Source organism: Streptomyces liliifuscus (assembly GCF_016598615.1).
Lineage (GTDB): Bacteria > Actinomycetota > Actinomycetes > Streptomycetales > Streptomycetaceae > Streptomyces > Streptomyces liliifuscus.
Genome location: NZ_CP066831.1, coordinates 7,511,768 through 7,536,252 on the forward strand (window position 1 = coordinate 7,511,768; position 24,485 = coordinate 7,536,252).

Genomic DNA, 24,485 nt, shown 5'->3' on the forward strand with positions numbered 1-24,485 from the left:
GCGGCGGCCCCGGGGATCGGGGGCCGCCGCCTTCGCGTACGGGGGTGCACCCGCCCGGGTGCACGTGGGGTCTTGCGGGCCGGTCAGTACCAGCCGTTGGCCTGCCAGAAGTTCCAGGCGCCGGTCGGGCTGCCATAGCGGTCGTTCATGTAGTCGAGGCCCCACTTGATCTGGGTCTTCGGGTTCGTCTTCCAGTCGGAACCGGCGGAGGCCATCTTCGAGGCCGGCAGGGCCTGGACCAGGCCGTAGGCGCCGGAGGAGGAGTTGGTGGCGGTGACGTTCCAGCCGCTCTCGTGCTCGACGATCTTGCTGAACGCCTTGTACTGCGAGTCGTTCGGGATCATCTTCTGCGCGATCGCCTTGGCCGAGGTGGAGGAGGCCTTCGAGGGGGCCGCGGCCTGAGCGGGGCCCGCCGCGAACACCATGCCGGCGGTGGCAGCGGCCACGGCGGCACCGGTGAGGGCCTTCTTCGGAGTGGCGATGCGGCGGATGCGGGTGGAGATGGACACAGAGAACCTTTTCCTTCGGGGACATGGCGGTCGCTCGTACGCCGTGACCCGTAAGGCCTTGGCATGCGTCGGCGCCGAGGCCCGGGTGGGCTCGTCGGCGCCTTGCGACTCCTCCAGAGAAACAGGCTCGGAGGGCGTCCGCAATGACCCCTTTTGCTAGTTGTGGTCGTATCCGCCGCAAAAGGTCCTTCTGTGACGTGGCTCTCAATCCGCAGGTCAGGGGCAATAAGGGCGTGCGCATGACAAGCGGAATGATCTACTACCGCGCTTAGCAAGTGACTTAGGTCCTGTGGGCCGCCTCACGGTCGGTGTAACCCGCAGTGGTTGAAGCGTCTACGGTGTGCGGCCGGACGGTGTGACGGGCACCGCATCACGTGGCTCCTCGAAGGTGACCGACGTCTCGAACGCCGCCCTCCGCGTGGCCCGTCGGAGCGCCTTGAGGACGGTCGCGCCGAGCGTGAGGGTCAGAACGACGGTCACCACGGCCCGGCCCAGGTCCCAGCCGAGCGAGGTGGCCAGACAGTACGCGACGAAACGGGCCAGGTTGGCGTCCACGTCGTCGTGCGGGTCGAAGGCGACGTTCGACGACAGCGCGTCCATGAAGGGCCAGCCGGCCAGGTTCATGAACGTGCCGTACGCGAAGGCCGCGGCGAACCCGTACAGGGCGAGCATCGACAGCTCGCCCCGGCCGCGCAGCCGGTCCGCGCCCGGGAGCAGGCCCGCCCCCATCGTGAACCAGCCCATGGACAGCATCTGGAACGGCATCCACGGCCCCACCCCGCCCGTGAGCAGCGCCGACGCGAACATCGTGACCGCCCCGAGCACGAATCCGAAGCCCGGCCCGAGAACCCTCCCGCTCAGCACCATCAGGAAGAACATCGGCTCGATGCCGGCGGTTCCGGCCCCGATGGGCCGCAGCGCGGCCCCCGTCGCGGCGAGTACGCCGAGCATGGCCACGGCCTTGGGCCCGAGCCCCGACTCGGAGATCGCCGCCCCGACGACCCCGACCAGCAGCACCAGCAGCCCCGCGAACAGCCAGGGCGCGTCCTTCGAGTGGGCACTCACCTGTGAGGTGGGCCCACTGAAGAACGGCCAGGTGAGCGCCGCCAGACCGACGAGGCTCACGAGGAGGAGGGCAGCGAGGGAACGGGGGCCCAGGCGGACGGGGCGGGCTTGACGCTGGGGGAGGGGGCGAGGTTCGGGACGGGGGCGAGGTTCGGAGTGGGGGAGAGGTTCGGGGTGGGGGTGCGGCTTCTCGTTCATGAGCCCGGCTCCTTCTGCCCTTCGGCCGCGCGGAGCGCCTCGCGTACCTGCGGTACCGTCAGCCATTTCTGCGGGGCGAGGATCTTGGTGACCTGCGGAGCGAAGGACGGCGAGGCGACGACGACCTCGGCCGTCGGGCCGTCGGCGACGGGTTCGCCGTCGGCGAGGATGACGACCCGGTGGGAGAGTTCGGCGGCCAGCTCGACGTCGTGGGTGGCCAGCACGATGGCGTGGCCCTCGGCCGCCAGCCCCCGCAGGACGGTGACCAGACGGGACTTCGCCGCGTAGTCGAGGCCGCGGGTCGGCTCGTCGAGGAGGAGCAGGGGCGGCCGGGCCGTCAGGACGACCGCCAGGGCGAGCGCGAGCCGCTGGCCCTCCGAGAGGTCTCGTGGATGCGTGTCGTCCTCGATGCCCGGGAGCAGCTCGGACACCAGGGTCCGGCAGGTGCCCGGTTCCGCCTCCGCGTCGGAGTCCGCGGCCGTGCACTCCCCGGCCACCGTGTCGGCGTACAGCAGATCGCGGGGTTCCTGCGGTACGAGGCCGACGTGGCGGATGAGTTCACGGGGTGCCGTGCGGTGGGGCTCGACGCCGCCCACGCGCACGGATCCCGACGCCGGTGCGACCAGGCCGACGAGGGCGGAGAGCAACGTGGACTTGCCGGCACCGTTGCGGCCCATCAGGGCGACGGTCTCGCCGGGGCCGACGGTGAGCGTGACGGCGTGGAGCACCTCGGTGCGTCCGCGGCGGACGGAGAGGTTCTCAATCACCGCTGAGTGGTTGGTGGTTGGGGTTGTTGGCCGGGGCGCGGTCCTGGGCGTGGTCTCGGGGGTGCGCCTGCGGAAGAGACGGGGGCGGGGGAGGGGGTCACGGGTGGGCGTCGGGACGGCTTCCGTCGGGTGCGGGTGCGGGTGCGGGGGCGCTGTGGGGTTCGCGGAGGGGCTCGCCGTGCCCGCCGTACTCGCCGTGTTCGCTGCTTCGTACGTGGTGTTCTTCAGCCGGTCCCGCAGAGCGCCCGCCCTGCGTCGGGCGTCCCGCACGGTCAGCGGCAGGGGTGACCAGTCGGCGAGCCGGCCCAGCGCCACCACCGGCGGGTACACCGGGGAGACGGCCATGACCTCGGACGGGGTGCCCAGCACGAGAGGGGCGCCGGGGGTGGGGAGCAGGGCGACCTGGTCGGCGTACTGGATGACGCGTTCCAGGCGGTGCTCGGCCATGAGGACCGTCGTGCCGAGGTCGTGGACGAGGCGCTGGAGGACGGCGAGGACCTCCTCCGCGGCGGCCGGGTCCAGGGCCGAGGTCGGTTCGTCGAGGACCAGGACCTTGGGATGCGGGGTGAGGACCGAGCCGATCGCCACGCGTTGCTGCTGGCCGCCGGAGAGCGTGGAGATGGGGCGGTCGCGCAGGTCGGCGAGGCCGAGCAGGTCGAGCGTCTCCTCGACGCGGCGGCGCATCACGTCGGGTGCGAGGCCCAACGACTCCATTCCATACGCGAGTTCGTCCTCCACCGTGTCCGTCACGAAGTGCGACAGCGGATCCTGGCCCACCGTGCCGACCACGTCCGCGAGTTCGCGCGGCTTGTGGGTCCGGGTGTCACGGCCCGCCACCGTCACGCGGCCGCGCAGGGTGCCGCCCGTGAAGTGCGGGACCAGCCCGTTCACCGCGCCGAGCACCGTCGACTTGCCGACCCCGGACGGTCCGACCAGCAGCATCAACTCGCCCTCGGGGACGGTGAGTTCGATGCCCTGGACGGTCGGCCCTGCCGCTCCGTCGTATGTCACGGAGACATTCTCGAAGCGGATCATGAGGGTTCCTTGCGGGTGTTCTCGGGGCCGGTTTTCTCGGAGTGGGCGGCTTTGCGGCGGGTGTTCTCGGGGGCCGGGGCGACGAAGGCGGGGAGGAGGCCGAGGAGGATCGCCGCCGCGGGCCACAGGGGGAGTGCCGGCGCGGTCAGCGGGACGACACCGGGGTGCAGGGCCGCGGAGTTGGCCGGGGCGTAGGAGGAGTACAGGATCAGCAGCGTCGCGACCGCCGCGCCGGACGCGGCGACCAGCCACGCGCGGACACCCCACGCGTCCGGCCGGTAGCGCGTACGCAGCGAGCGGCGCCCGCCGAGCCATAGGCCGGCGAGGGCCGCGGCGAGTCCGGCGAGCAGTACGGGCAGGCCGTAGCTGCCGCCTTCCGCGGTGAGCAGGCCGTACGTGCCTGCGCAGACCCCGACCAGGCCGCCGAGTGTGAGCACGGCGGTGGTGCGGCGGACGCTGGGCGGTACGTCCGCCGTTCGGCCGTAGCCGCGTGCGTCCATCGCCGCCGCGAGGGAGACGGACCTCTCCAACGCGCCCTCCAGGACCGGGAGTCCGACCTGGAGCAGGCCGCGCAGGCCCTTGTCCGGGCGGCCGCGGAGGCGCCGGGCGGCGCGCAGGCGCTGCACGTCCGCGATCAGGTTCGGGGCGAAGGTGAGGGCCACCACTACGGCAACTCCCGCTTCGTACAAGGCTCCTGGCAGGGATTTGAGGAGGCGGGCCGGGTTCGCGAGGGCGTTCGCCGCGCCTACGCAGATGAGGAGGGTGGCGAGTTTCAGGCCGTCGTAGAGGGCGAAGACGAGGCCTTCAGCGGTGACTCGGCCGCCGATGCGGATGCCATCTGCCCAGTCCGGGAGGGGGAGTTCGGGGAGGGTGAGGAGGGTGTGGGTGCCGGGGATGGGGGAGCCGAGGGCTACTGCGAAGGCGAGGCGGATCACCAGGACGGCCAGGGCGAGTTTCACGAAGGCCGCGTAGGAGTGGGCCCAGGGGGCCTCTGTTCGGCGGGCCGCCACCACGTAGCCGGCTACGCCGATGAGGAGGGCCAGGAGGAGGGGGTTCGTTGTGCGGGAGGCGGCTGTGCCCAGGCCCAGGGCCCAGAGCCACCAGGCGCCTGGGTGGATTGCGTTGGTTCTGGTTGCCTGCGGCGCGGTCAGTCTGCGTTGAACTTTTCTGGATCGGGCACCCGGAGTCTGTGGCTGTGCCCACCCTCCCCCACTCTCGGCTTCGCTCGAGCGGGGGGACCCCCATCGCCCTGCGGAACACCTGCCCACAGTGGTAGCGGCAGTAGCGGCAGCAGCAGTGGTAGCTGTGGAAGCGGGGGGCTGGGGCTTGTCGTTGTTGTTCGTGGTCATTGTGCGGGCCCGTCAGTCGCGGCGGCGGCGGGCTTGCCAGGTTGCTGCCGTGGCCAGTGCCGCCACCGCGGCGATCCCGGCCATCAGGCCCAACGACGGGCCGCCGTCCCCGTCCCCCTTCTCGGCGCCGGACTTGCTCTCCGTCTCCGCGCCGGGTGAGGTCGAAGCCGTCGGGCGGTCGCCCGAGACCGGTTCGCCGCAGCCCGTGCTCGGGTAGCCCGCGATGGCGCAGAGCAGGGCGTTGGTGTCGTAGCGGAGGGGCTTGGCGACGGCGGCGAGGGCGTCCGCGGTCGTGGCGTCCTCGTCGATGCGGGCGCAGGCCGTGCGGGGGCCGGGCGGGGTCGAGCCGGCCGGGGCGTCCGCGGCCGTGCCGAAGTCGAGGACCAGGCCGACCCGCTTGGACCCCTCCCGCGCGGGCGTCTTCGCGCAGATCGTCGCGAAGTCGGCCGCCCCGCGCGGCTTCGCCGAGTCCTTGGAGTCCTCGCTCACCGAGAAACGGAACCCCTGGACATCACCGTCCGAGGGCCGCGCGGTCGACGGCCCCTGGGTCGCGTACACCCACGTATCGGCTGTATCGGCCGTACCGGCGGTGGAGTTCCGGTCCCAGAAGGACCAGTAGCGGTAGCCGACCGCCTGGGCCTGCCCCGCCGTGCCGAGGACGGCGAGCAGGAGACACAGGACCGGCAGAACCAGGCGGCGGCAGGTCACGGCTGCTGCTTCTTGTTACGGCCGCTGAGGAGGAAACCGATGCCGATACCGCCGACCAGGCCGACCCCGATGATCCACCAGAGGCTGACCCCGCCGTCGTCCTCGTCCGAGGCGGTGTCCTTCTCGTCCTTGTCGTCCTTGCCGTCGACCGGGGCGGTGGAGGCGTCGGTGGACGCCGCCGCGGGGCCGGTCGCGCCGAGCTGCTTCACGAGGTCGGCGCCGCCGAAGGCACGCGGGTCCGTGCCGGTGGCGTTCGCCGCGAAGATCAGCTGCGCGTACGCCGCCGGGCCGCTCTTCGCCGCCCAGGTACCGGAGTTCTTCTCCAGCCAGGCCAGCGGCTTCTCGGTGTCGGCCGTGCGGCCGGCGGCGGCGAGCGCGACGACCGTGTCGGCGGTGTTGCCGTAGTCGGGCTGGTCCTCGGCGCCGGGGAGCGAGGACTTCAGGTAGCCGTTCTTGGCGACCGCGCCCGCGAGGTACAGGGCGCCGTTGGCCGCCGCGTCCTCGATCGTGAGGGAGTCGCCGCCCTCGCACCGGGACGCCTTCGGAGAGGCCTTGTCGGCGCCGTCCTGGTCGGGATCGGTGTCGAGGCCCTCGCCGAGCGCACCCAGCACCCCGGCCGCCGTGGCGTCCGCGTTCGCCGCGAGCTTGCCCTTCTTGTCCGGCTGGAAGGCGAAGGCGCCGCCGCCGTTCTCGTCGCAGGGGACGGAGAGCCCGAGCAGGGCGTCGTACGGCGTCCGGTCGTCCTTCGAGGGCAGGTCCTTCGGGTCGGTGTCCCCGGCGTCGAGCGCCCCGATCACGACGGACGTCGAGTTGGTGTCGCTGGGCGTGCCGGGGAAGTAGCCCCAGCCGCCGTCCTTGTTCTGTACGGACTTCAGCCACTTCACGGCCGCGCCGGTCACGGCGTCGCTCGCGTCGAGAGCCTCCAGGGCCTGCAGTGCGGCGGCTGTGCTGTTCGTGTCGACCTTGGTCTTGGCGTCGCACTTCGTGCTCGGGTCGGGGCGGTAGGCCGCGAAGGCCCCGCTCTCGCACTGCTGGCCGGTGAGCCAGTCGACGGCCTGCTTCGTGGGCTTCACCCCCACGGTGTCCTGGGCGAGCAGCGCGAGCGACTGCCGCCAGACACCGTCGTAGGTGGGGTCGGTGCTGCCGTACAGGGCGGAGGGGAACGCCTGGGAGGGGGTCGCGCCGGGCGACTCGTCGGCGAGGGCGGCGGGCGCGAACGCCGTACCGATCACGGCGGTGGCGGCCAGTACCGCTGCGCTGCGGCGGACAAACATGATCGGTGGTGCCTTTCCCTGTCAAGGAGCCAGGCAGCCCAGAACCCGGGCGGCTCGGCTCCGTATGCCTCGACGGTGCCGGTCACCGGCGGACCCGGTGACGCGAGCCGGTCACTTCCGTACGAGGCAATCCGGCTCGCCACCCCGATCGGCTGATCGACTGATCGGCCGGTCGACCGGGTGGCACACGGTTGCGGGTCAGCGCCGGATTTGCACCGGCTTCCCCCCGTACGACTGTGATGACGACCCGCTCACTGTACCGGCCCGTAGCAAGACCCTGAGGGCCGCCTGTGGAGCTGCCTGTGAGGCCGGACGGCTCCGGGTGGCTTCTGCCCATGGGGATACCCGCGGGGGCCGGGCGATTGCTCGGATCGGGACGTACGGCGGATGTCTACGCGCTCGACGGCCACGACGGCCACGACGATCACGATGGCCAGGGTGGCCTCGACGATTGCGACGGCCTCGGCGATGGTCCCGGCGGCGGGGCGTGGGTGCTGCGCCGGTACCGGGACGGCTACGGGGACGCGCAGGCCGAGGCGGCCGTCATGGAGTACGTACGAGGTCACGGCTATCCCGTGCCGCGCGTGCGGGCGGCGGACGCGCGCACCGACCTCGTGATGGAGCGGCTGTAGTCACCAGGACCGACCACTCCGAGTCCCCGGACATGCCATGGCGTCCGGGGAGGGCGGGTTCAAACGGCCACGTACGTCACCGGATCGCTGCCCGGTACCGCTTCCGCGTGGCCCAGTTTCACCAGGCGGCGCAGGTGGGCCTCCGCCTCCGAGACGGCGATGTTCCTCGATCCGTAGGGGATGTCGTCCCACGGGCGGTTCCACTCCATGCGGACGGCGAGCTGCCAGGAGGTGAGCGGGGTGACGAGGAGGGAGCGGAGGTCGGTGAGGCGGGACTCGTGGTGGTCCAGCAACTCCCTTACGCGGGAGGGGGCGTCGGTGAAGGCGTGCAGGTGGGCCGGGAGGACCTCGGCCGGTTCGAGGCGGCCGATCCGTTCCAGTGAGTCGAGGTAGTCGCCGAGCGGGTCGGCGACGGTCTCGTCGTCCGGGTCCTCGTACAGGCCGATGTGCGGGGTGATCCTCGGCAGGAGGTGGTCGCCGGAGAACAGGCGTCCGTGGCCCGGGAGTTGGGCCGGATGGGCCTCCTCCAGGTGGAGGCAGACATGGCCGGGGGTGTGGCCCGGCGTCCAGATCGCGCGCAGGCGGCGGCCGGCGAGGTCGAGGAGCTCGCCGGGGACGATCTCGCGGTCGGGGAGCGCGGGGGAGGCGCCGGGGAACATACGGGAACGGGCCGTGCGCATCGGCGCCACGTGCTCCTCGGGAGCGCCCGAGGCGGTCAACTTGTCGGCCATGTACGTGAACCAGCGCCCGGGCCTGGTCCCGCGCGTCCGCCGTACGATCGAGATGTCGGCGGCGTGCATCGAGATCCAGGCGCCGGACGCCTCCCGTACCTTGCCCGACAGGCCGTGGTGGTCCGGGTGGTGATGGGTGATCACCACTCCGTGGATCTCCGCGACGGACGTCCCGCACGCCAGGAGCCCCTCGGCGAGTGCGTCCCAGGACGCCGGATCGTCCCAGCCCGTGTCGATCAGCACCGGCCCGCGGTCGGTGTCCACGACGTACACGAGTGTCGTTCCGAGTGGATTGTCCGGGATGGGAACCTCGACGGACCGTACGCCGCCGCCGTGATCGGTCACCTGTGCCATGGGTTCCCCTGTCGCCGACTCCCGGCCACTATAACTAGAACCAGTTCCAATGGGAGCCCAAGTCACTCATCGGGTCGGCGCGACGGATCGCGGGCGCGGTGAAGTGATGTGAGGTCCGTGGACTCCTCCAACTAGAACTGGTATCAGTTCCAGTGTCGTCATGTCTGATGAACCGTCAGTCTGATGCACCGTCAGAAATGTCCTGCGGAGAGGCAGTCGGCCATGACCGAGCTCGTGGAACACGGACAGCTGTTCATCGGCGGGGAGTTGGCCGCTCCCCTGGGCCAGGACGTGATCGAGGTGATCTCCCCGCACACCGAGGAGGTCATCGGCCGGGTGCCGCACGCCTCGCGGGCGGACGTCGACCGGGCCGTCGCGGTCGCGCGGACCGCGTTCGACGAGGGCCCCTGGCCGCGGATGTCCCTCGACGAGCGCATCGAGGTCGTCACCCGGATCAAGGACGCGATCGCCGTACGCCACGAGGAGATCGCCCGTGTCATCTCCTCCGAGAACGGCTCCCCTTACTCCTGGAGCGTCCTCGCACAGGCCCTCGGCGCGATGATGGTGTGGGACGCGGCGATCACCGTCGCGCGGGACTTCACGTACGAGGAGACGCGCGACGGAGTGCTCGGGAAGATCCTCGTGCGGCGCGAGCCGGTCGGGGTCGTCGCGGCCGTCGCCCCCTGGAACGTCCCGCAGTTCGTGGCGGCGGCCAAGCTCGCGCCCGCGCTGCTGACCGGCTGCACGGTCGTGCTCAAGCCCTCGCCGGAGTCGCCGCTCGACGCGTACATACTCGGCGAGATCGCGAAGGAGGCCGGGCTGCCGGAGGGAGTGCTCTCGATCCTGCCGGCGGACCGTGAGGTGAGCGAGTACCTGGTCGGGCATCCCGGAATCGACAAGGTCTCCTTCACGGGTTCGGTCGCCGCGGGCAGGCGGGTCATGGAGGTCGCCTCGCGCAATCTCACGCGCGTGACACTGGAGTTGGGCGGGAAGTCGGCGGCGGTGGTCCTGCCGGACGCGGACATCGAGACCTCCGTGCCGGGCATCGTCTCGGCGGCCTGGATGAACAACGGCCAGGCGTGCGTGGCGCAGACCCGCATCCTGCTGCCGCGGTCGCGCTACGACGAGTTCGCGGAGGCGTTCGCCGCGGCGGCGGGGGCGCTGGTGGTCGGCGACCCGCTGGACCCGGCGACCCAGGTGGGCCCGCTGGTCGCGCAACGGCAGCAGCAGCGCAACCTCGACTACATCCGCATCGGCCAGGAGGAGGGCGCCAAGATCCTCACGGGCGGCGGGCGTCCGGCGGGCCTCGACCGCGGCTGGTACGTCGAGCCGACGCTCTTCGGTGACGTCGACAACTCCATGCGGATCGCTCGCGAGGAGATCTTCGGGCCGGTGATCTGTCTGCTCCCGTACGGCGACGAGGCCGAGGCGGTCAAGATCGCCAACGACTCCGACTACGGGCTGAGCGGCAGCGTCTGGACGGGCGACGTGGCCCGTGGCATCGACGTGGCCCGCCAGGTCCGTACCGGCACGTACTCCGTCAACACCTTCAGCCTCGACATGCTCGGTCCCTTCGGCGGCTACAAGAACTCCGGCCTGGGGCGCGAGTTCGGTCCCGAGGGTTACAGCGAGTATCTGGAGCACAAGATGATCCACCTGCCGGCGGGCTGGGAGGCCTGAGGATGGGCGACCGCTGGCACGTCGAGGTCGACCGCTCCCTCTGCATCGGCTCGGCCCAGTGCACCCACCTCGCCCCCACCGCCTTCCACCTCGACTCCGCCATGCAGTCCCACCCGGCGGACCCGGAGTCCGACGCCAACGAGAAGGTCCTGGAGGCGGCGGAGGGGTGTCCGGTGGAGGCGATCATGATCACCTTGCTGGGGAGCGGGGAGGCGGTGTTTCCGCCGGAGGAGTGAGTCCTGGTGGAGGGGGCGCGTGTTCGGCTGCCGGCCGGTGGGGGCTGAGCGCGCCCACGCGGCGGAGCCGCATGTCGATACAGCCCCGCGCCCCTTACGGGGCTGTGGGTGCGGCCGTCGGCTACTGGGCGCGGCGGAGTCGCACATCGATGCGGCCCCGCGCCCCTTGCGGGGCCGTCAGTCGTCCGTTGACGTCAGGTCGATCAGTCTGCACACCGTTTCGATGTCGATCTTGACCTGGGCGATGGAGGCTCGGCCGGAGAGCCAGGTGATGAGGGCCGAGTGCCAGGTGTGTTCGATGACGCGGACCGCGGAGAGCTGGGCGGGGGTGGGGTCGTCGAGGCCCATCGCGTCGAGGATGATCACCGTGGTCTGGCGGGAGACCTGGTCGACCTCGGGGCTGACGCTGCGGTCGGCGAAGGTCAGGGCGCGGACCATCGCGTCGGCGAGATGCGGCTCGCGCTGAAGGGCGCGGAAGGCGCGCATCAGCGTCTCCGCCACCCGCTCCGCCGCCGTGTCGCCCGCCGGCGGCTTCTTGCGGAGCGTCCCGTGCATATGGGCGAGCTGGTCCTGCATCGTCGCGACCAGCAGATGCACCTTGGAAGGGAAGTAGCGGTAGAGCGTGCCCAGGGCCACCTGGGACGACTCCGCGACCTCCCGCATCTGCACCGCGTCGAAGCCGCCCCGGCTCGCCAGCTGTGCGCTCGCGTGCAGGATGCGCCGCCGCCGCGCCTCCTGGCGCTCGGTGAGCGGGGGAGTGACCGGCTGCGCGGCCCGTACCGCCGGCTGCGCGGCCTTCGCCGAAGTCTTGGCTTCCGCAGGCATGGATCCCGTTCCGTGACGTTCGTACAAGATTCGTAGAACAGAGGGCTCGATGGGGACGAGTGGGCGACAGCAGAGTAGAGCCCGGCCGTGGCGTGAATCACCTGATCCACCGCTCACAGGAGAGCTACCTGCCGGTAGATTCTGTGCTCCCTGAACGATCAAGTCTGAAACTTGTTCTAGATTACCGTCCCGAAGTAATCTCGCGGGAACGTGCTGGAAGAAGGGGGCCGAGAGTGACCCATGAGGCCATGGAGGCAGGCCTCCACGCGGGCTCGGCCGCCGACGCCGACCGACCGCTGCGCATCGCGCTCCTCACCTATAAAGGGAACCCGTTCTGCGGCGGCCAGGGCGTCTATGTACGGCACCTCTCGCGCGAGCTCGCCCGCCTCGGCCACGAGGTGGAGGTCATCGGCTCCCAGCCCTACCCCGTGCTCGACGAGGGCGAGGGGCTCGACGGGCTCTCCCTCACCGAGCTGCCCAGCCTCGACCTGTACCGCCACCCGGATCCCTTCCGGACGCCGAAGCGTGACGAGTTCCGTGACTGGGTCGACGCGCTCGAAGTCGGCACGATGTGGACCGGCGGTTTCCCGGAACCGCTGACGTTCTCGCTTCGCGCCCGCCGTCATCTCCGCGCCCGGCGCGGCGACTTCGACGTCGTGCACGACAACCAGACCCTGGGGTACGGGCTGTTGGGGGACGTGGGTGCCCCGCTGGTCACCACCATCCACCACCCCATCACCGTGGACCGGCAGTTGGAGCTCGACGCCGCGGAGGGCCGGCGCCGCCGGATGTCCGTACGCCGCTGGTACGCGTTCACGCGCATGCAGAAGCGCGTCGCGCGCAGGCTCCCCTCCGTCCTCACCGTCTCCGGCACGTCCCGGCAGGAGATCGTCGAGCACCTCGGTGTACGCGACGACCGCATCCACGTCGTGCACATCGGCGCCGACACCGACCTCTTCTCACCGGATCCGTCCGTGCCGCAGGTGCCGGGGCGGATCGTCACCACGTCCAGCGCGGACGTTCCCCTCAAGGGCCTCGTCTTTCTCGTCGAGGCGCTCGCCAAGGTCCGTACCGAGCACCCCGCGGCCCACCTCGTCGTGGTCGGCAAGCGTGCCGAGGACGGGCCGGTGGCCCAGCTCATCGAGCGGTACGGCCTCGAAGGCTCCGTCGAGTTCGTGAAGGGCATCTCGGACGCGGAGCTCGTCGACCTCGTGCGGTCCGCCGAGGTCGCCTGCGTGCCCTCCCTCTACGAGGGCTTCTCGCTGCCCGCCGCCGAGGCGATGGCGACCGGTACGCCGCTCGTGGCCACGACCGGCGGGGCGATCCCCGAGGTCACCGGCCCCGACGGCGAGACCTGCCTTGCCGTCGGGCCCGGCGACGCGGGGGCGCTGGCCGCTGGGCTGAGCAGGCTGCTGGGCGACCCCCGCCTGCGTGAACGACTCGGCTCCGCCGGACGGGAACGCGTCCTCCGCCACTTCACCTGGGCCAAGGCCGCGGAGGGCACGGTAGCCCGCTACCGTGAGGCGATCGCGAGCGCTGACCGCTCCGCGCCCCAGCCACAAAGCCGCTCCGCGGCAGGCACTGACCGCTCCGCGCCCCAGCCACAAAGCCGCTCTGCGGCAAGCACTGACCGCTCCGCGCCCCAGCTTCCCGGCCGCTCCGCGGCCTCACAGGATGCGGGCCCGGCGCCCGCCACGCCTACAACCGAGGCGCCCGCGCCCGTCATGTCCGCGCCCGTGGCGCCCGCCGCGCCCGCACAGGCCGCGCCCGCACACGCGGCGCCCGCACACGCGGCGCCCGCACACGCGGCGCCCGCACAGGCCGCGCCCGCCGCACCCGCGGCGCCGGCCGCCTCGCCCGGCGCGGTGCCCCCCGAGCCCGCCCACGCGGTGCCCGCCACGCCCGCGCCCGCGGCGTCGGCCACCTCGCCCGGTCCGGTGGACGCCACGTCCGCGAACCGGCCCCCCACCCCCACCCCCGTGAACATGGCCGCCTCCGGGGCCACCCCCGTGGACACCCCTCACCGTGAAAGCAGGACCACGTGCTGACCGTCGACTTCTCCCGGTTTCCGCTTGCCCCGGGGGACCGTGTGCTGGATCTCGGGTGCGGGGCGGGGCGCCATGCGTTCGAGTGCTACCGGCGCGGCGCGCACGTCGTCGCGCTGGACCAGAACGCCGAGGAGATCCGCGAGGTCGCCAAGTGGTTCGCCGCGATGAAGGAGGCGGGCGAGGCGCCGGAGGGTGCGACCGCCACCGCCATGGAGGGTGACGCGCTCCAACTCCCCTTCCCCGACGAGTCGTTCGACGTCGTCATCATCTCCGAGGTGATGGAGCACATCCCGGACGACAAGGGCGTGCTCGCCGAGATGGTCCGCGTGCTCAAGCCCGGCGGACGGATAGCCGTCACGGTCCCGCGCTACGGGCCCGAGAAGGTCTGCTGGACGCTCTCGGACGCGTACCACGAGGTCGAGGGCGGCCACATCCGCATCTACAAGGCGGACGAGCTGCTCGCCAGGATCCGCGAGGCCGGCCTCACGCCGTACGGCACGCATCACGCCCACGCGCTGCACAGCCCCTACTGGTGGCTGAAGTGCGCGTTCGGCGTCGACAACGACAAGGCGCTGCCGGTGCGGGCGTACCACAAGCTCCTCGTCTGGGACATCATGAAGAAACCCCTGGCCACCCGGGTCGCCGAACAGGCGCTGAACCCCCTGATCGGCAAGAGCTTCGTGGCGTACGCGACCAAGCCCCACCTGCCCGTCGACGCTGCCACGGTGGACCCTTCGTGACGACACCGCGCACGGAGCACCTCGTCCTGACCGGAGTGCTCACCGCGGAACAGGCCGCGCAGACAGTCCGGGGCATCCTGGCCGTGCAGCGCGCGGACGGCGCCATACCGTGGTTCCGCGGCCACCACCTCGACCCTTGGGACCACACCGAGGCCGCCATGGCCCTGGACGCGGCCGGCGAGCACGAGGCCGCCGGGCGGGCGTACGACTGGCTGGCCCGGCACCAGAACCAGGACGGTTCCTGGTACGCGGCCTACGCCGACGGGGACGCCACCGACGTCACCGACCGCGGCCGCGAGACCAACTTCTGCGCGTACGTCGCCGTCGGCGTGTGGCACCACTACCTCGCCACCGGCGACGACACGTTCCTGGACCGGCTCTGGCCGACCGTGTTCGCGGCCGTCGAGTTCGTCCTCGAACTGCAGCAGCCCGGCGGACAGATCGGCTGGAAGCGCGAGGACGACGGGACGCCCGTCAACGACGCGCTGCTGACCGGGAGTTCGTCCGTCCACCACGCCCTGCGCTGTGCCCTCGCCATCGCCGAGGAGCGCGAGGAGCCGCAACCCGACTGGGAGTTGGCGGTGGGCGCGCTGCGCCACGCGATACGCCGGCACCCCGAGCGGTTCCTCGACAAGGACCGCTACTCGATGGACTGGTACTACCCGGTGCTCGGCGGCGCGCTGACGGGCGCCGAGGCGAAGGACCGCATAGAGGGGGGCTGGGACCGGTTCGTGGTCCCGGGGCTCGGCGTGCGGTGCGTCGTCCCCAACCCTTGGGTGACGGGCGGCGAGTCGGCCGAACTCGCCCTGGCGCTCTGGGCCGTGGGCGAGTCCGACCGTGCCCTGGAGATCCTTCAGTCGATCCAGCATCTGCGGGACCCGGGAACCGGCCTGTACTGGACGGGCTATGTCTTCGACGCCCAGGCCGTCTGGCCCGAGGAGCTGACCTCCTGGACGGCCGGTTCCCTGCTCCTCGCCGTCGCCGCTCTGGGCGGCGACGAGGCGACGTGCGCGGTCTTCAGCGGCGACCGCCTGCCGACGGGCCTGGACCCCGACTGCTGTCAGTAGGGGCCGGGCACCTGCTCGGTACGTACGCGCACCTGCTCAGTACGTACTCCACCTGCTCAGTGCGTACTCAGTGACGGTGGGCGCGGTTGGCGATCGCGTGCCCCACGAAGAGGTACACGACGGCCGCGAGGCCATACCCTGCGACGACCCGTGCCCACTGCTCGTCGAAGGTGAACAGGTCGTGCGACCAGCCGGCGAGCCAGCGTGCCGCGTCGTGGATGAACTGGACGAAGTCATTGCCCTGGTTGGCGTCCAGCAGGTACATCAGGATCCAGAGGCCAAGGATGAGGGCCATGATGTCGGCGACGACCGCGATGACCGTGCCGGCCTGGTTGGCACCGTTACTGCGAGTTCGAGAGGACATGCTCTGCGAGTTGCCCTTGAATCCTGGATGAAACCCGTTGCGGTCGGTCGGGTTGGAATCCGTCGAGGTCAAGGTGACCCCAGGGAGGCGGTGACAGGCCCTCCCCGTGATGGTTCGCCAGCGATTAATCTTGGTTCCAACTGCCGTTCGTCGTGAGGTGGTTCGGCGGTAAGCGCTGTCACCGACGATCCTGCCCCACGCTAGGGGGAGACGCCGGTGTCCGCGAACAGATCCGTGTCAGAGGAACCCCGTCTGGTCGTCAACAGACCCGAGCGCAGTCGCCTGCGCCGCACACTCGCTCTCACACTCCCGGTCCCTGTGGTCGGCTTGGTCCTGCTCCTGGCCTCCGGCCATCTGCTGATGCCGCTCGACCGGGTCGTCACGATCGAGGCCAAGATGGCCTCCAAGAGGGACTTCTTCGAGGATCCCGAGGTCCAGCGCATCCTGATGGAGCGCGGCTTCCGGGTGCACATCACGAGCATGGGCTCCCGGGGCATCGCCACCCAGGACGTCGCGGGATACGACGTCGTCTTCCCCTCCGGGCAGCCCGCCGCAGACCTGATCACCGACAAGCGGGCGGCGGCGGGCCGACCGGCCCTCACCTACCGGCCGTTCGTCAGCCCCATCGTCCTCGGCACCTACCGGGAGTACGCCGAGACACTGCGGGACGTGAAGATCGCGAGCCCACAGCCGGGCCAGGGCGCCGATCCGCTGTACTACACGCTCGACATGGCCAAGTTCCTGAGACTGGCCGAGGACGGGACGAGGTGGGACGACCTCGACGTCGAGCGCCGCCGCGTGCAGAACGGCAACAAGATCCTCGCCCAGACCTCGGACATCTGCGAGTCCAACTCCGGCGGCACCTACCTCGGCCTCGTCTCCTTCGTATGGCACAAGAACGAGGCCCCGAGCACCGAGAAGCAGGCCGACCAGTACGCCAGTGCCATCAAGAAGCTGCTCATCGCACAGGGCCTGCCGGGCTCCGAGCGGGCCGAGACCTATCTGTCCGTGGACGGCAAGAGCATTGCGCCGATCTCCGTCATCTACGAGCACCAGTTCCTCGCCCACCAGATCCGGTACGAGGCCACTCACGGAAAGCCGGACAACGAGCGTGTGCTGCTCTACCCGTCGACCCGCTTCGTCACCGAACCTCAGCTCGTGGCGCTCACCGACGACGGCGAACGGCTCGGCGAACTGGTCCTGAAGGACCCCGAACTCCAGCAAAGAGCAATGGAGTTGGGCTTTCGCGTACGGGACGCCACCAGCGACTCGACCAGTGAGCAGCTGGCGGCCTTTCTGAAGGACCGCGGCATCCAGGTGCCCGTCACCTCCGCCGACGACACCAAGGCGGTCCTCCCCAGCCTGCCCCTCCTGGAACGCATGATCAAGGCCGTAGGCGACTGCCCGGAGCTACCCGGGGAAGCCAAGTGAGGCGCGGGCTGAGCATTCTGACGCTGTGTCTGACCCTGACGGTCACCGTCGGCTGCTCGGGGGGCGACGGGCAGCGGACGACCACCCTCCGCGTCCTCGCCGGCCCCGACCTCGCCGTACTGGAGCCGCTCCTCGACGAGTTGAGGGACGAGACCGGAGTCGAGCTCGACATGGACTACCGGGCCGACGCGGACACCGGTGACGCCCTGGTACCCGGCACCGGAAAGGGCGGCGGCGGACACGACCTCGCCTGGCTCTCCACCGACCGCTCCTTCCGGCTGCGCCACAAGGACACCGCCCAGCGGCTGCTGCGTACCCCGACCATGCTCTCCCCGGTCGTGGTCGGACTGCGGCCGGACACCGCACGCGAGCTGCGGGCCAAGTCACCCGGCGGCAACCTCAGTTGGGCCGACATCGCCGACGCCGCCGCCACCGGAACCGTACGCTTCGGGATGGCCGACCCCCGTAAGACGGGCACCGGCATGGCCGCCCTCGTCGGCGTCGCGACCGCCGCGGCGGGCACCGGTGGCGCGCTGCGCGAGAAGGACGTGTCCTGCGACCGGCTGCGCGGTTTCCGTTCCGGCCAGAAACTTACCGCCGACTCCACCCGCGACCTGCTCGACGACTTCGTCGACCACCCGGGCACGGCCAACGCCCTCATCACGTACGAGTCCGATCTGCTCGCCCTCAATTCCGGTGGCCGGCTGAAGGAGAAGCTGGAGATCGTCCGCCCCGAGGACGGCATGGTCCTCGCCGACTTCCCCCTGCTGCTCCTCGACCAGGACGACGCGGACCGGCGGGCCGCGTACGACAAGGTCGTGGAGTGGCTGCAGCGGGACTCCGTACAGGAGAAGATCATGCGGACGACCCTGCGGCGACCGGTCGGGGCGTCGGTCGCCCGGGACGGACAACTCCGCGTCCCGATCGGCAACGCCCTCTACTTTCCCGACCAACCGGCCGTCCTGGAAAGGCTGTTGGACGACTACGGCGATCCCCGGCGACGCGTCCCCGACCAGGTGATCTTCCTGCTCGACTTCTCCGGGTCGATGCGCGGCGAGCGCATGGCGGCCCTGCGCGAGGCCTTCGCGGACCTCAGCGGCGCGGACTCCTCGGCGACGGGCAAGTTCGCGCGCTTCTACCAGGGTGAGCGGCTGACCGTCGTGCGGTTCGGCGGCCGTGTGCTGGAGGAGAGGACCGTCACCGTCGACGGACAGAAGGACCTGAAAGCGCTCGCCGACGTCGTCGCGCGCGGCGGCTACGGCGACGCGACCGCCGTCTGGACCGCGCTCGACCACGGCTACCGCACGGCCTCGACCGTGGTGGCCGACGACCCCGAACGGGCCGTGTCCATCGTCCTGATGACGGACGGCGAGAACAACTCCGGTATCGCGTACGAGGAGTTCGTACGCCGCTACGAGGCGCGGTCGGCCGGGACGCGCGCCGCGGTCCACACCTACCCCGTGCACTTCGGGGAGGCCGACGCGGGCGCACTGCGGCGCGCGGCCAAGAAGACGGGCGGACGCATGGTGGAGGCGCAGGGCTCATCCCTTTCCGAGGCGTTCAAGGAGATCCGTGGCTGTCGTTGACGCGCAGTGGTGGGGTGTGTGGTGGCCCTGGATGACGGTGTGGCTGGTCACCGCGGCCGGTCTGGTGACGCTCGGTGCCGTGCTGGCGCGGCACGTGCGTGAGCGAAGACGGCGGGCGCTCGGGCGGCGGTCCGCGTACAGCATCTGCTTCTACCTCGACGAGAAGGCGGTGATGGACCTCTACCGCATCGGCAACTACAGCGCGGCGCTGGAGCAGGCGGTCGAGCACCGGACCAACGTCAACACCAGCCTGGGTCTTTGGGGCAGGCTGCTGCCGTGGACGGTCAAGGCCAACCGGGACATCAGCCAGGAGAAGTTCAGCAGTTACGTCCAGAAGAGCGAGCCGATCTCCGTGATCGGGATGCTCATGGACGCCTTCGAGCGCGCCGACGTCATCGTCCACGCCGACCTGCGCTCCGGGGACGTCACGCCGAACCGGGCCCTCGCCGAGACCCTCGGTCCCGAGGCCGGCCGCGGCGGCCTCGCGCTCAGCGACATCGAGGAGTTCGTCTCGGTCCGCGGCCGCTTCCTGGTCGAGTCGGAGTCGGCCGAGGAGATCGTGCTGCGCGCCCCCTACGGGGATCCCGGGGAGCCCGCTTACGTCCGCGTCACCTGTGCGGCGGGCGGTCTGCGGGGCGAGCGGATCAACGACGGGACCTTCCAGGCGCGCTGCCTGGGCAAGATGACCGGCTGGCGCTCGGACAGCCGCGAGGTCACGCTGGAGGCCATCGCCATATTCCGCTAGCCGACAGCGGGCCCCAAAGGAGCGCGGGGAACTGCGCGATCAGCCACAGACGACCTGCGGCCGCGAACCCGCCTCAGGACACAACGGCGAAGAGGCGAACCGCCGAGCCCGGCGGAGCACTCAGTTGAGCTCGGCCAGCGTGCGCAGCGTGAGCCGGTCCGGTGACAGCACCAGCAGGTCGGTCACCGGACCCTTCCTCCACAACTCCAGCCGCTCCGCGATCCGTTCGCGCGGGCCGACGAGCGAGATCTCGTCGGCGAACGCGTCGGGCACGGCCAGCACGGCCTCCTCGCGACGGCCCGCCAGGAACAGCTCCTGGATACGGCGGGCCTCCTCCTCGAAGCCCATCCGCGCCATCAGATCGGCGTGGAAGTTGCGTGCCGCGTGCCCCATGCCGCCGATGTAGAAGCCGAGCATCGCCTTCACGGGCAGCAGCCCTTCGGCGACGTCGTCACAGACCTTGGCCCGGGCCATGGGCGCGACGAGGAAGCCCTCGGGAGCGGCATCGAGGGAGGCCTCGTACACATCCGTCCTGAACGGGGACCAGTACAACGGCAGCCAGCCGTCCGCGATCCGGGTGGTCTGCGCGATGTTCCTGGGCCCCTCGGCGCCCAGCAGGATGGGCAGTTCGGCGCGCAGAGGGTGCGTGATCGGCTTGAGCGCCTTGCCGATCCCCGTCCCGTCCTCGCCCCGGTACGGATGCGAGTGGAACCGCCCGTCCAGCTCAACGGGCGCCTCGCGCCTGAGGACTTGGCGTACGACGTCGACGTACTCCCGGGTCGCGGTGAGCGGCGACTTGGGGAACGGACGCCCGTACCAGCCCTCGACGACCTGGGGACCCGACAGTCCGAGGCCGAGCATCACGCGGCCGCCCGAGAGATGGTCGAGCGTGAGCGCGTGCATCGCGGTCGTGGTGGGGGAGCGGGCGGCCATCTGGGCAATCGCCGTACCCAGCTTGATCCTTGAGGTCTGCGCGGCGATCCAGGTGAGCGGTGTGAAGACGTCGGAGCCCCAGGACTCGGCGGTCCACACGGAGTCGTAACCGAGCCGCTCCGCCTCCTGGGCGAGAGGCACATGGTCCGCCGAGGGGCCGCGTCCCCAGTAGCCGAGAGCGAGTCCGAGCCGCATGCACACCACTCCTGACGATGCGTCAGATACCTGATATCCCGGCGACTGTACGCCGAACGGCCCCCCACCCGGAAGAGCGCCGAAGTGCTCGTGAGGGTGGAGGGCCGTGGTGGAACCCGGCGGCGGTGTGTGTCAGCCGCGCTGGATCCCGGACGTGTCCTGCAGAACACCGCGGCGGCCGTCCTGCGTCTGCGCCACCAGGCTCGGGCCGCGCTGCTCGACGGCCAGGTACCAGGTGCCCGGCGCCAGTTCGGCGATCGGCGTCGGTGAACCGTCCTCCGCGAACAGCGGACGCGGCACCGGCACGGCGAACCAGAACGGCGAGAACTCCCCGGCGGGCGGCTGTGCCTGCGGGGCCTGCGCCTGCTGAGGCTGGGGCTGGGTGCCGAACGGCTGACCCGGCTGACCCTGCTGCGGCTGACCGCCGTAGGGCTGGCCCGGCTGCGGGGCACCGGCGCCCGGGTAGCCGTAACCACCCGGCGGCTGACCGCCGTACGGCTGCGGAGCGGCCGGCTTGGGGGCCGGGAGGAGGGGGCCCTTGAGGGCCGGCACGAGGGGAGTGGCGACCGCGGCGCCGGCCAGGGCCAGCGTGGCGACCAGGCTGAGGATGAGACCGGTGCCCGCCCCGAAGTCGGTGAGACCGCCGTTGTTGTCGAAGCCGCCGGCCGGGTCGAAGATGTTGCCGAGCGCGCTCCAGGCGGAGAACACCGTGAAGGCGATGCCGAACTGGCCGAGGTCGAGACCGGCGACCTTCGGCAGCTGCGGCAGGCCGCGGGCGGCGACGATCAGGGCGGCGCCGATGAGGCCGGCGAAGGTGACACTCAGGAGGACAGGGCCACTTCCCCAGGCGTTGGGAATGTCGGCGCTGTCGCTGGCCCCGTCGATCGAGTAAATGTCGAGGAACGACGCGATCAACAGCAGAACCGCTGCTCCGATCACCACGCCGTCGCCTCGAGTGAGGGAGCGGATATTCACTTCAGGTCCTTCGTCAGTCGTCTCGTCATCGGTGGAGGCGTCGCTGTCACCATGTCGCCGTAAGGCCGCGGTGTGAAGCGCGGGGGTGGCCCCTCATCGTAGGGACGACACTATCGTCAGGCCCACAGGGGTGTCCGCACGGATATGTGCGCTGATCACTACCCGTGCAGGAAACTCACGATTCCCTCAGAGATTCCTTGCGCCGCCTTCTGCCTCCACGCGCTGCTGGTCAGCTGTGCGGCGTCCTTGCTGTCGCGCATGTTGCCGCACTCGATGAAGACCTTGGGAACCGTTGACAGATTGAGACCGCCGAGGTCCTTGCGGACGTCGAGACCGGTGCCGCCGCCGATGTAGTTGGAGGGGGCGCTGCCGGTGACGCGCAGGAAGCTGCCCGCGACGCGCTCGCCGAGTTCGCGGGACGAGGCCACGATCGGCCGGGTGTCGGCCGCGCCGGAGTGCACCGAGCCGGGCAGGATCACATGGAAGCCGCGGTTGCCGGCGCCCGCGCCGTCCGCGTGGATCGACACCACGGCGTCGGCGCCGGCCCTGTTCCCGATCTCGGCCCGCTCGTCGACGCACGGGCCCCAGGGGCGGTCGCCGTCCTGGGTGAACTTCACGGTGGCGCCCTCCTTCTCCAGGACGGTGCGCATCCGGCGGGCGACGTCGAGGGTGAACTTCGCCTCGGTGTAACCGTCGTTGGTCGCCGTACCCGTTGTGTCGCACTCCTTCGAGTTCGTCCCGATGTTCACCTGCTGGTTGATCTCGGACGTGTGCTGGAAGTTGCCGGGGTTGTGACCGGGGTCGATGACGACGACCTTGCCCTTGAGCGGGCCGGAGGCGGCGGGGGCCGACGCGGAGGGCGACTCGCCGGGCTTCTCGCTGTCGCCCGTCCGGCCGGAGTCGCCGGGCTGCTCCTTGCCGTCGTCCGAGGCGCCCGGCGTGGCGGGCCTGCCCCACGAGGAGGCGGACGAGGGCGACGCCTGTGCGTCCCCGCCGGAGTCCCCCACCGTCTGCCACACCAGCCAGCCGACCAGCGCGCCCGGCACGAGCGCGGCGACCGCGACGGTCAGAGGGCCGCGCAGGGGGCGGCGCGGGGGACGGGGAGGTTCGAAGTCAGGACCTACGTACGACACGCCTGCCACCTTACGGGCAGCCCCCGGGGTCCGCAGGTTTCCCTGGGCCACGCCGGTGACGGGCGTCGACGACCACGTGGTGCGGGCCGGAGCGCCCCTGTTCGGGGGCTCCGGCCCGTCTGTGTCGCGTACGGCCGTTCTGCCGGATGGTTACGTGTCGGAGATGTCGAGCCTGCTCACCTTGATGGCGGACGTGTCGTGCTCCCAGACGACGAAGAACTTGCCGGGCGCGTACTCGTCGGCCATCGGGTACGTGTCCCAGCCGGCGCCCGTGCCGGCCGGTGTCGGGTCGTCGGCGGGGCCGTCGGCGAACAGTTTGGCGGCTCCCCACGCCTTCCCGGGGCTCTTGACCTTGTAGTTCAGGACCTTGCGGTAGGCACTGGCATCAAGAGAGGTGTTCGCGATGGTCAGATACCGGCCGGCGCTGTCCGTGGTGAAGAAGACCTTGGAGTCGTTGGACGGCACGTTGCTGTCCAGGGCCCAGTCGGTCCAGGACTGGCCGCCGTTGTCGCTGGTGGCCGTCACCGCGGAGACCTTCGACACGGCGTAGTTGCTGCGCGCGACCATGATCAGCTTGTTCGGGTCGTCCTGCGAGACGGTGAGCTGCGGTTCGCCGCCCATGTACTTGTTCGGGTCCGGGATGGCGGGACGGGCCACCCACTTCTTGAGGTCGGTGGAGTACAGCACCCCGTTCTCCCGGCCCGACGCCCAGTACGGCATGACGTGATCCCCGTTGGCCAGTTGGAGCGGACGTCCGGCGAAGGCGAGGTTCCCCAGGCCCTCGTCGGTGGTGGTGGCCGGGTCGTCGAGCGGTATGTCGACGGCGTAGTCCTGCCAGGTGTGCCCCTGGTCGGTGCTGCGCTTGACGACGATGTCGTTGATCGGCAGACCGTTGTCGTTGTTTCCGTCGCCGTCGGTCTCGCTGTCGTCCAGGACCGGAGTGCGGCCCATGTACGCGAAGAGCTCGTCGCCCACCTGGTAGAGGGTGACGTAGTGCCAGAGGTACTCACTGGTCTCCTGCGCCAGCACCTTCGGGTGGGACCACTTCGCCCCGCCGTCGGTGGTGTACGAGTACCGGATGTACCCCTCGTCGACCCGGCCGGGCAGGGTGCCCTCCCGCCAGGCCACGACCGCGTTGTTCGAGCTGGTGCTGATGATGTCGGGGACGCGGAGGCCGTCGCCCTCGGTCTCCTGGTTCGTGTAGACGGTCCTCACGTCGGAGACCCCCGCGGCGGACGCGCTTTCGGGGGCGACGAGGAGGGCCGCGAGCAGGGCGGCGACGAGGGTGAGGAACGTCGTCAGGTAGATCGGCCGAGGTGCTCCCGAGGGCCGCTGTCCCGTTACCAGAGCCACTGCTGGTCCCTCCCCGAGCAGGTCCACTGCATGGCCTCGGTTCCGTTGGTCGTGGTGCTGTTGGGGATGGCCAGGCAGAGGGAGCTGTTGGCGTTCCGCAGCCGGTCGGTCTCGTCGTGGGCCCAGACCTGGTCGGTGTTGTCGCTGCACGGCCACTGGATGGCCTTGGCGCCCCCGTCGGTGCTCGAACTCCCGATGGCGAGGCACTTGCCGGTCGCCTGGTTGCGGACCCGGTAGCCGTTCGTCACGGGTTCGAGCGTCCAGTACTGGCTCGCGCTGGTACTGCACGTCCACTGGATCAGCACGACCCCGTTGGCCGGATTCGCGCTGGGGACGGCGAGGCACTTTCCGGTGCCCTGGTTGTAGAGCCGGGCGTACACCGGCGCCTCGGCGGCCGCGGCCGCCACGGTGGTCCCGGCCGTCTCGGCGCGCTCCGCCGCCGACGCCGTGCCGGTCAGCGAGGACCCCGTCAGCACGGGCGCGCTCAGCAGGGCGACGGCCGCCGCGACGACGGCTCGTCCTCGCACCCTGGAGCTCGCTGACGCTCTGCTC

The 24,485-nt window shown here is 70.8% G+C and carries 22 protein-coding genes, 1 pseudogene and 1 riboswitch; of the genes and pseudogenes, 9 read left to right on the top strand and 14 right to left on the bottom strand.

What is annotated here, in order from left to right:
* Positions 1 to 83: 83 nt before the first annotated feature.
* From JEQ17_RS32360 to JEQ17_RS32385, 6 genes are all read right to left on the bottom strand, one after another.
* The gene (locus tag JEQ17_RS32360; RefSeq protein ID WP_200398510.1) at positions 84 to 509 is read right to left on the bottom strand and encodes an aggregation-promoting factor C-terminal-like domain-containing protein; all 426 of its coding nucleotides are present in this window, start codon (positions 507 to 509) and stop codon (positions 84 to 86) included.
* Positions 510 to 842: 333 nt separating this feature from the next.
* A complete protein-coding gene (locus tag JEQ17_RS32365; RefSeq protein ID WP_200398512.1) occupies positions 843 to 1,772 on the bottom strand; it encodes an ECF transporter S component in 930 nt (309 codons plus the stop codon).
* On the bottom strand, positions 1,769 to 3,574 hold the full coding sequence (locus JEQ17_RS32370; RefSeq protein ID WP_200398521.1) for an ABC transporter ATP-binding protein: 1,806 nt from the start codon (positions 3,572 to 3,574) through the stop codon (positions 1,769 to 1,771). Before JEQ17_RS32370 ends, JEQ17_RS32365 begins: the two co-directional genes overlap by 4 nt.
* Entirely contained in the window at positions 3,571 to 4,923 is a 1,353-nt protein-coding gene (locus tag JEQ17_RS32375; protein ID WP_407700104.1) for an energy-coupling factor transporter transmembrane component T, read from the bottom strand. Before JEQ17_RS32375 ends, JEQ17_RS32370 begins: the two co-directional genes overlap by 4 nt.
* Before the next feature lie 12 nt (positions 4,924 to 4,935).
* Positions 4,936 to 5,631, bottom strand: coding sequence for an SCO2322 family protein (locus JEQ17_RS32380; RefSeq protein ID WP_200398522.1), 696 nt, complete (start codon positions 5,629 to 5,631; stop codon positions 4,936 to 4,938).
* Positions 5,628 to 6,905: a prenyltransferase/squalene oxidase repeat-containing protein gene (locus JEQ17_RS32385; protein ID WP_200398523.1), complete on the bottom strand. Its 1,278-nt coding sequence runs from the start codon at positions 6,903 to 6,905 to the stop codon at positions 5,628 to 5,630. Before JEQ17_RS32385 ends, JEQ17_RS32380 begins: the two co-directional genes overlap by 4 nt.
* A 149-nt stretch (positions 6,906 to 7,054) precedes the next feature.
* Positions 7,055 to 7,184, bottom strand: a riboswitch (cobalamin riboswitch).
* 56 nt (positions 7,185 to 7,240) lie between these two features.
* Here JEQ17_RS32385 and JEQ17_RS32390 point away from each other — a divergent pair.
* A pseudogene (locus JEQ17_RS32390) lies at positions 7,241 to 7,534 on the top strand (phosphotransferase); the annotation flags it as partial.
* A 62-nt stretch (positions 7,535 to 7,596) separates the two neighbouring features.
* Here JEQ17_RS32390 and JEQ17_RS32395 read toward each other — a convergent pair.
* Positions 7,597 to 8,622 (bottom strand): MBL fold metallo-hydrolase, encoded by a 1,026-nt coding sequence (locus tag JEQ17_RS32395; protein WP_200398524.1) that lies wholly within the window; start codon positions 8,620 to 8,622, stop codon positions 7,597 to 7,599.
* A 222-nt stretch (positions 8,623 to 8,844) separates the two neighbouring features.
* Here JEQ17_RS32395 and JEQ17_RS32400 point away from each other — a divergent pair, with 222 nt between their 5' ends.
* On the top strand, positions 8,845 to 10,302 hold the full coding sequence (locus JEQ17_RS32400) for an aldehyde dehydrogenase (RefSeq protein WP_200398525.1): 1,458 nt from the start codon (positions 8,845 to 8,847) through the stop codon (positions 10,300 to 10,302).
* 2 nt (positions 10,303 to 10,304) lie between these two features.
* Positions 10,305 to 10,538: a ferredoxin gene (locus tag JEQ17_RS32405; protein ID WP_200398526.1), complete on the top strand. Its 234-nt coding sequence runs from the start codon at positions 10,305 to 10,307 to the stop codon at positions 10,536 to 10,538.
* 177 nt (positions 10,539 to 10,715) lie between these two features.
* On the opposite strand, the gene JEQ17_RS32410 is transcribed toward JEQ17_RS32405, so the two are convergent.
* The gene (locus tag JEQ17_RS32410) at positions 10,716 to 11,363 is read right to left on the bottom strand and encodes a TetR family transcriptional regulator (protein ID WP_055612251.1); all 648 of its coding nucleotides are present in this window, start codon (positions 11,361 to 11,363) and stop codon (positions 10,716 to 10,718) included.
* 233 nt (positions 11,364 to 11,596) lie between these two features.
* On the opposite strand from JEQ17_RS32410, the gene JEQ17_RS32415 reads away from it, so the two are divergent.
* The 3 genes from JEQ17_RS32415 to JEQ17_RS32425 are packed head-to-tail and all read left to right on the top strand — an operon-like array spanning position 11,597 to position 15,218.
* On the top strand, positions 11,597 to 13,411 hold the full coding sequence (locus JEQ17_RS32415; RefSeq protein WP_407700105.1) for a glycosyltransferase family 4 protein: 1,815 nt from the start codon (positions 11,597 to 11,599) through the stop codon (positions 13,409 to 13,411).
* Complete coding sequence (locus tag JEQ17_RS32420) at positions 13,405 to 14,151, top strand: class I SAM-dependent methyltransferase (RefSeq protein ID WP_200398527.1); 747 nt, start codon at positions 13,405 to 13,407, stop codon at positions 14,149 to 14,151. Before JEQ17_RS32415 ends, JEQ17_RS32420 begins: the two co-directional genes overlap by 7 nt.
* On the top strand, positions 14,148 to 15,218 hold the full coding sequence (locus JEQ17_RS32425) for a prenyltransferase/squalene oxidase repeat-containing protein (RefSeq protein ID WP_200398528.1): 1,071 nt from the start codon (positions 14,148 to 14,150) through the stop codon (positions 15,216 to 15,218). The genes JEQ17_RS32420 and JEQ17_RS32425 overlap by 4 nt, the downstream gene beginning before the upstream one ends.
* A gap of 67 nt (positions 15,219 to 15,285) precedes the next feature.
* Here the strand turns inward: JEQ17_RS32425 and JEQ17_RS32430 are convergent, their stop codons facing one another.
* Positions 15,286 to 15,582, bottom strand: a complete 297-nt coding sequence (locus JEQ17_RS32430) for a hypothetical protein (protein ID WP_055617873.1) — start codon at positions 15,580 to 15,582, stop codon at positions 15,286 to 15,288.
* A 216-nt stretch (positions 15,583 to 15,798) separates the two neighbouring features.
* Between JEQ17_RS32430 and JEQ17_RS32435 the strand changes: the two genes are divergently transcribed.
* The 3 genes from JEQ17_RS32435 to JEQ17_RS32445 are packed head-to-tail and all read left to right on the top strand — an operon-like array spanning position 15,799 to position 19,344.
* On the top strand, positions 15,799 to 17,013 hold the full coding sequence (locus tag JEQ17_RS32435) for a hypothetical protein (protein ID WP_234048460.1): 1,215 nt from the start codon (positions 15,799 to 15,801) through the stop codon (positions 17,011 to 17,013).
* Entirely contained in the window at positions 17,010 to 18,599 is a 1,590-nt protein-coding gene (locus tag JEQ17_RS32440) for a vWA domain-containing protein (protein WP_200398530.1), read from the top strand. Before JEQ17_RS32435 ends, JEQ17_RS32440 begins: the two co-directional genes overlap by 4 nt.
* Positions 18,586 to 19,344: a hypothetical protein gene (locus JEQ17_RS32445; RefSeq protein WP_200398531.1), complete on the top strand. Its 759-nt coding sequence runs from the start codon at positions 18,586 to 18,588 to the stop codon at positions 19,342 to 19,344. The genes JEQ17_RS32440 and JEQ17_RS32445 overlap by 14 nt, the downstream gene beginning before the upstream one ends.
* A 120-nt stretch (positions 19,345 to 19,464) precedes the next feature.
* Here JEQ17_RS32445 and JEQ17_RS32450 read toward each other — a convergent pair whose 3' ends face one another.
* The 5 genes from JEQ17_RS32450 to JEQ17_RS32470 all read right to left on the bottom strand — a co-directional run bounded on the left by JEQ17_RS32450 (position 19,465) and on the right by JEQ17_RS32470 (position 24,460).
* Positions 19,465 to 20,472, bottom strand: a complete 1,008-nt coding sequence (locus JEQ17_RS32450) for an LLM class F420-dependent oxidoreductase (protein ID WP_200398532.1) — start codon at positions 20,470 to 20,472, stop codon at positions 19,465 to 19,467.
* 132 nt (positions 20,473 to 20,604) lie between these two features.
* Positions 20,605 to 21,447 (bottom strand): hypothetical protein, encoded by an 843-nt coding sequence (locus JEQ17_RS32455; RefSeq protein WP_200398540.1) that lies wholly within the window; start codon positions 21,445 to 21,447, stop codon positions 20,605 to 20,607.
* Between the two features lie 158 nt (positions 21,448 to 21,605).
* A complete protein-coding gene (locus tag JEQ17_RS32460) occupies positions 21,606 to 22,580 on the bottom strand; it encodes an N-acetylmuramoyl-L-alanine amidase (RefSeq protein ID WP_200398542.1) in 975 nt (324 codons plus the stop codon).
* A gap of 150 nt (positions 22,581 to 22,730) precedes the next feature.
* On the bottom strand, positions 22,731 to 23,933 hold the full coding sequence (locus JEQ17_RS32465) for a sialidase family protein (protein ID WP_200398544.1): 1,203 nt from the start codon (positions 23,931 to 23,933) through the stop codon (positions 22,731 to 22,733).
* Positions 23,921 to 24,460 (bottom strand): RICIN domain-containing protein, encoded by a 540-nt coding sequence (locus tag JEQ17_RS32470; RefSeq protein ID WP_234048461.1) that lies wholly within the window; start codon positions 24,458 to 24,460, stop codon positions 23,921 to 23,923. The genes JEQ17_RS32465 and JEQ17_RS32470 overlap by 13 nt, the downstream gene beginning before the upstream one ends.
* Positions 24,461 to 24,485: the final 25 nt, after the last annotated feature.

Bases quoted from the DNA above. Each gene is read 5' to 3' on its own strand.
- JEQ17_RS32365 (WP_200398512.1), bottom strand. From the start codon at position 1,772: ATGAACGAGAAGCCGCACCCCCACCCCGAACCTCTCCCCCACTCCGAA.
- JEQ17_RS32370 (WP_200398521.1), bottom strand. From the start codon at position 3,574: ATGATCCGCTTCGAGAATGTCTCCGTGACATACGACGGAGCGGCAGGG.
- JEQ17_RS32375 (WP_407700104.1), bottom strand. From the start codon at position 4,923: ATGACCACGAACAACAACGACAAGCCCCAGCCCCCCGCTTCCACAGCT.
- JEQ17_RS32385 (WP_200398523.1), bottom strand. From the start codon at position 6,905: ATGTTTGTCCGCCGCAGCGCAGCGGTACTGGCCGCCACCGCCGTGATC.
- JEQ17_RS32395 (WP_200398524.1), bottom strand. From the start codon at position 8,622: ATGGCACAGGTGACCGATCACGGCGGCGGCGTACGGTCCGTCGAGGTT.
- JEQ17_RS32400 (WP_200398525.1), top strand. From the start codon at position 8,845: ATGACCGAGCTCGTGGAACACGGACAGCTGTTCATCGGCGGGGAGTTG.
- JEQ17_RS32405 (WP_200398526.1), top strand. From the start codon at position 10,305: ATGGGCGACCGCTGGCACGTCGAGGTCGACCGCTCCCTCTGCATCGGC.
- JEQ17_RS32410 (WP_055612251.1), bottom strand. From the start codon at position 11,363: ATGCCTGCGGAAGCCAAGACTTCGGCGAAGGCCGCGCAGCCGGCGGTA.
- JEQ17_RS32430 (WP_055617873.1), bottom strand. From the start codon at position 15,582: ATGTCCTCTCGAACTCGCAGTAACGGTGCCAACCAGGCCGGCACGGTC.
- JEQ17_RS32450 (WP_200398532.1), bottom strand. From the start codon at position 20,472: ATGCGGCTCGGACTCGCTCTCGGCTACTGGGGACGCGGCCCCTCGGCG.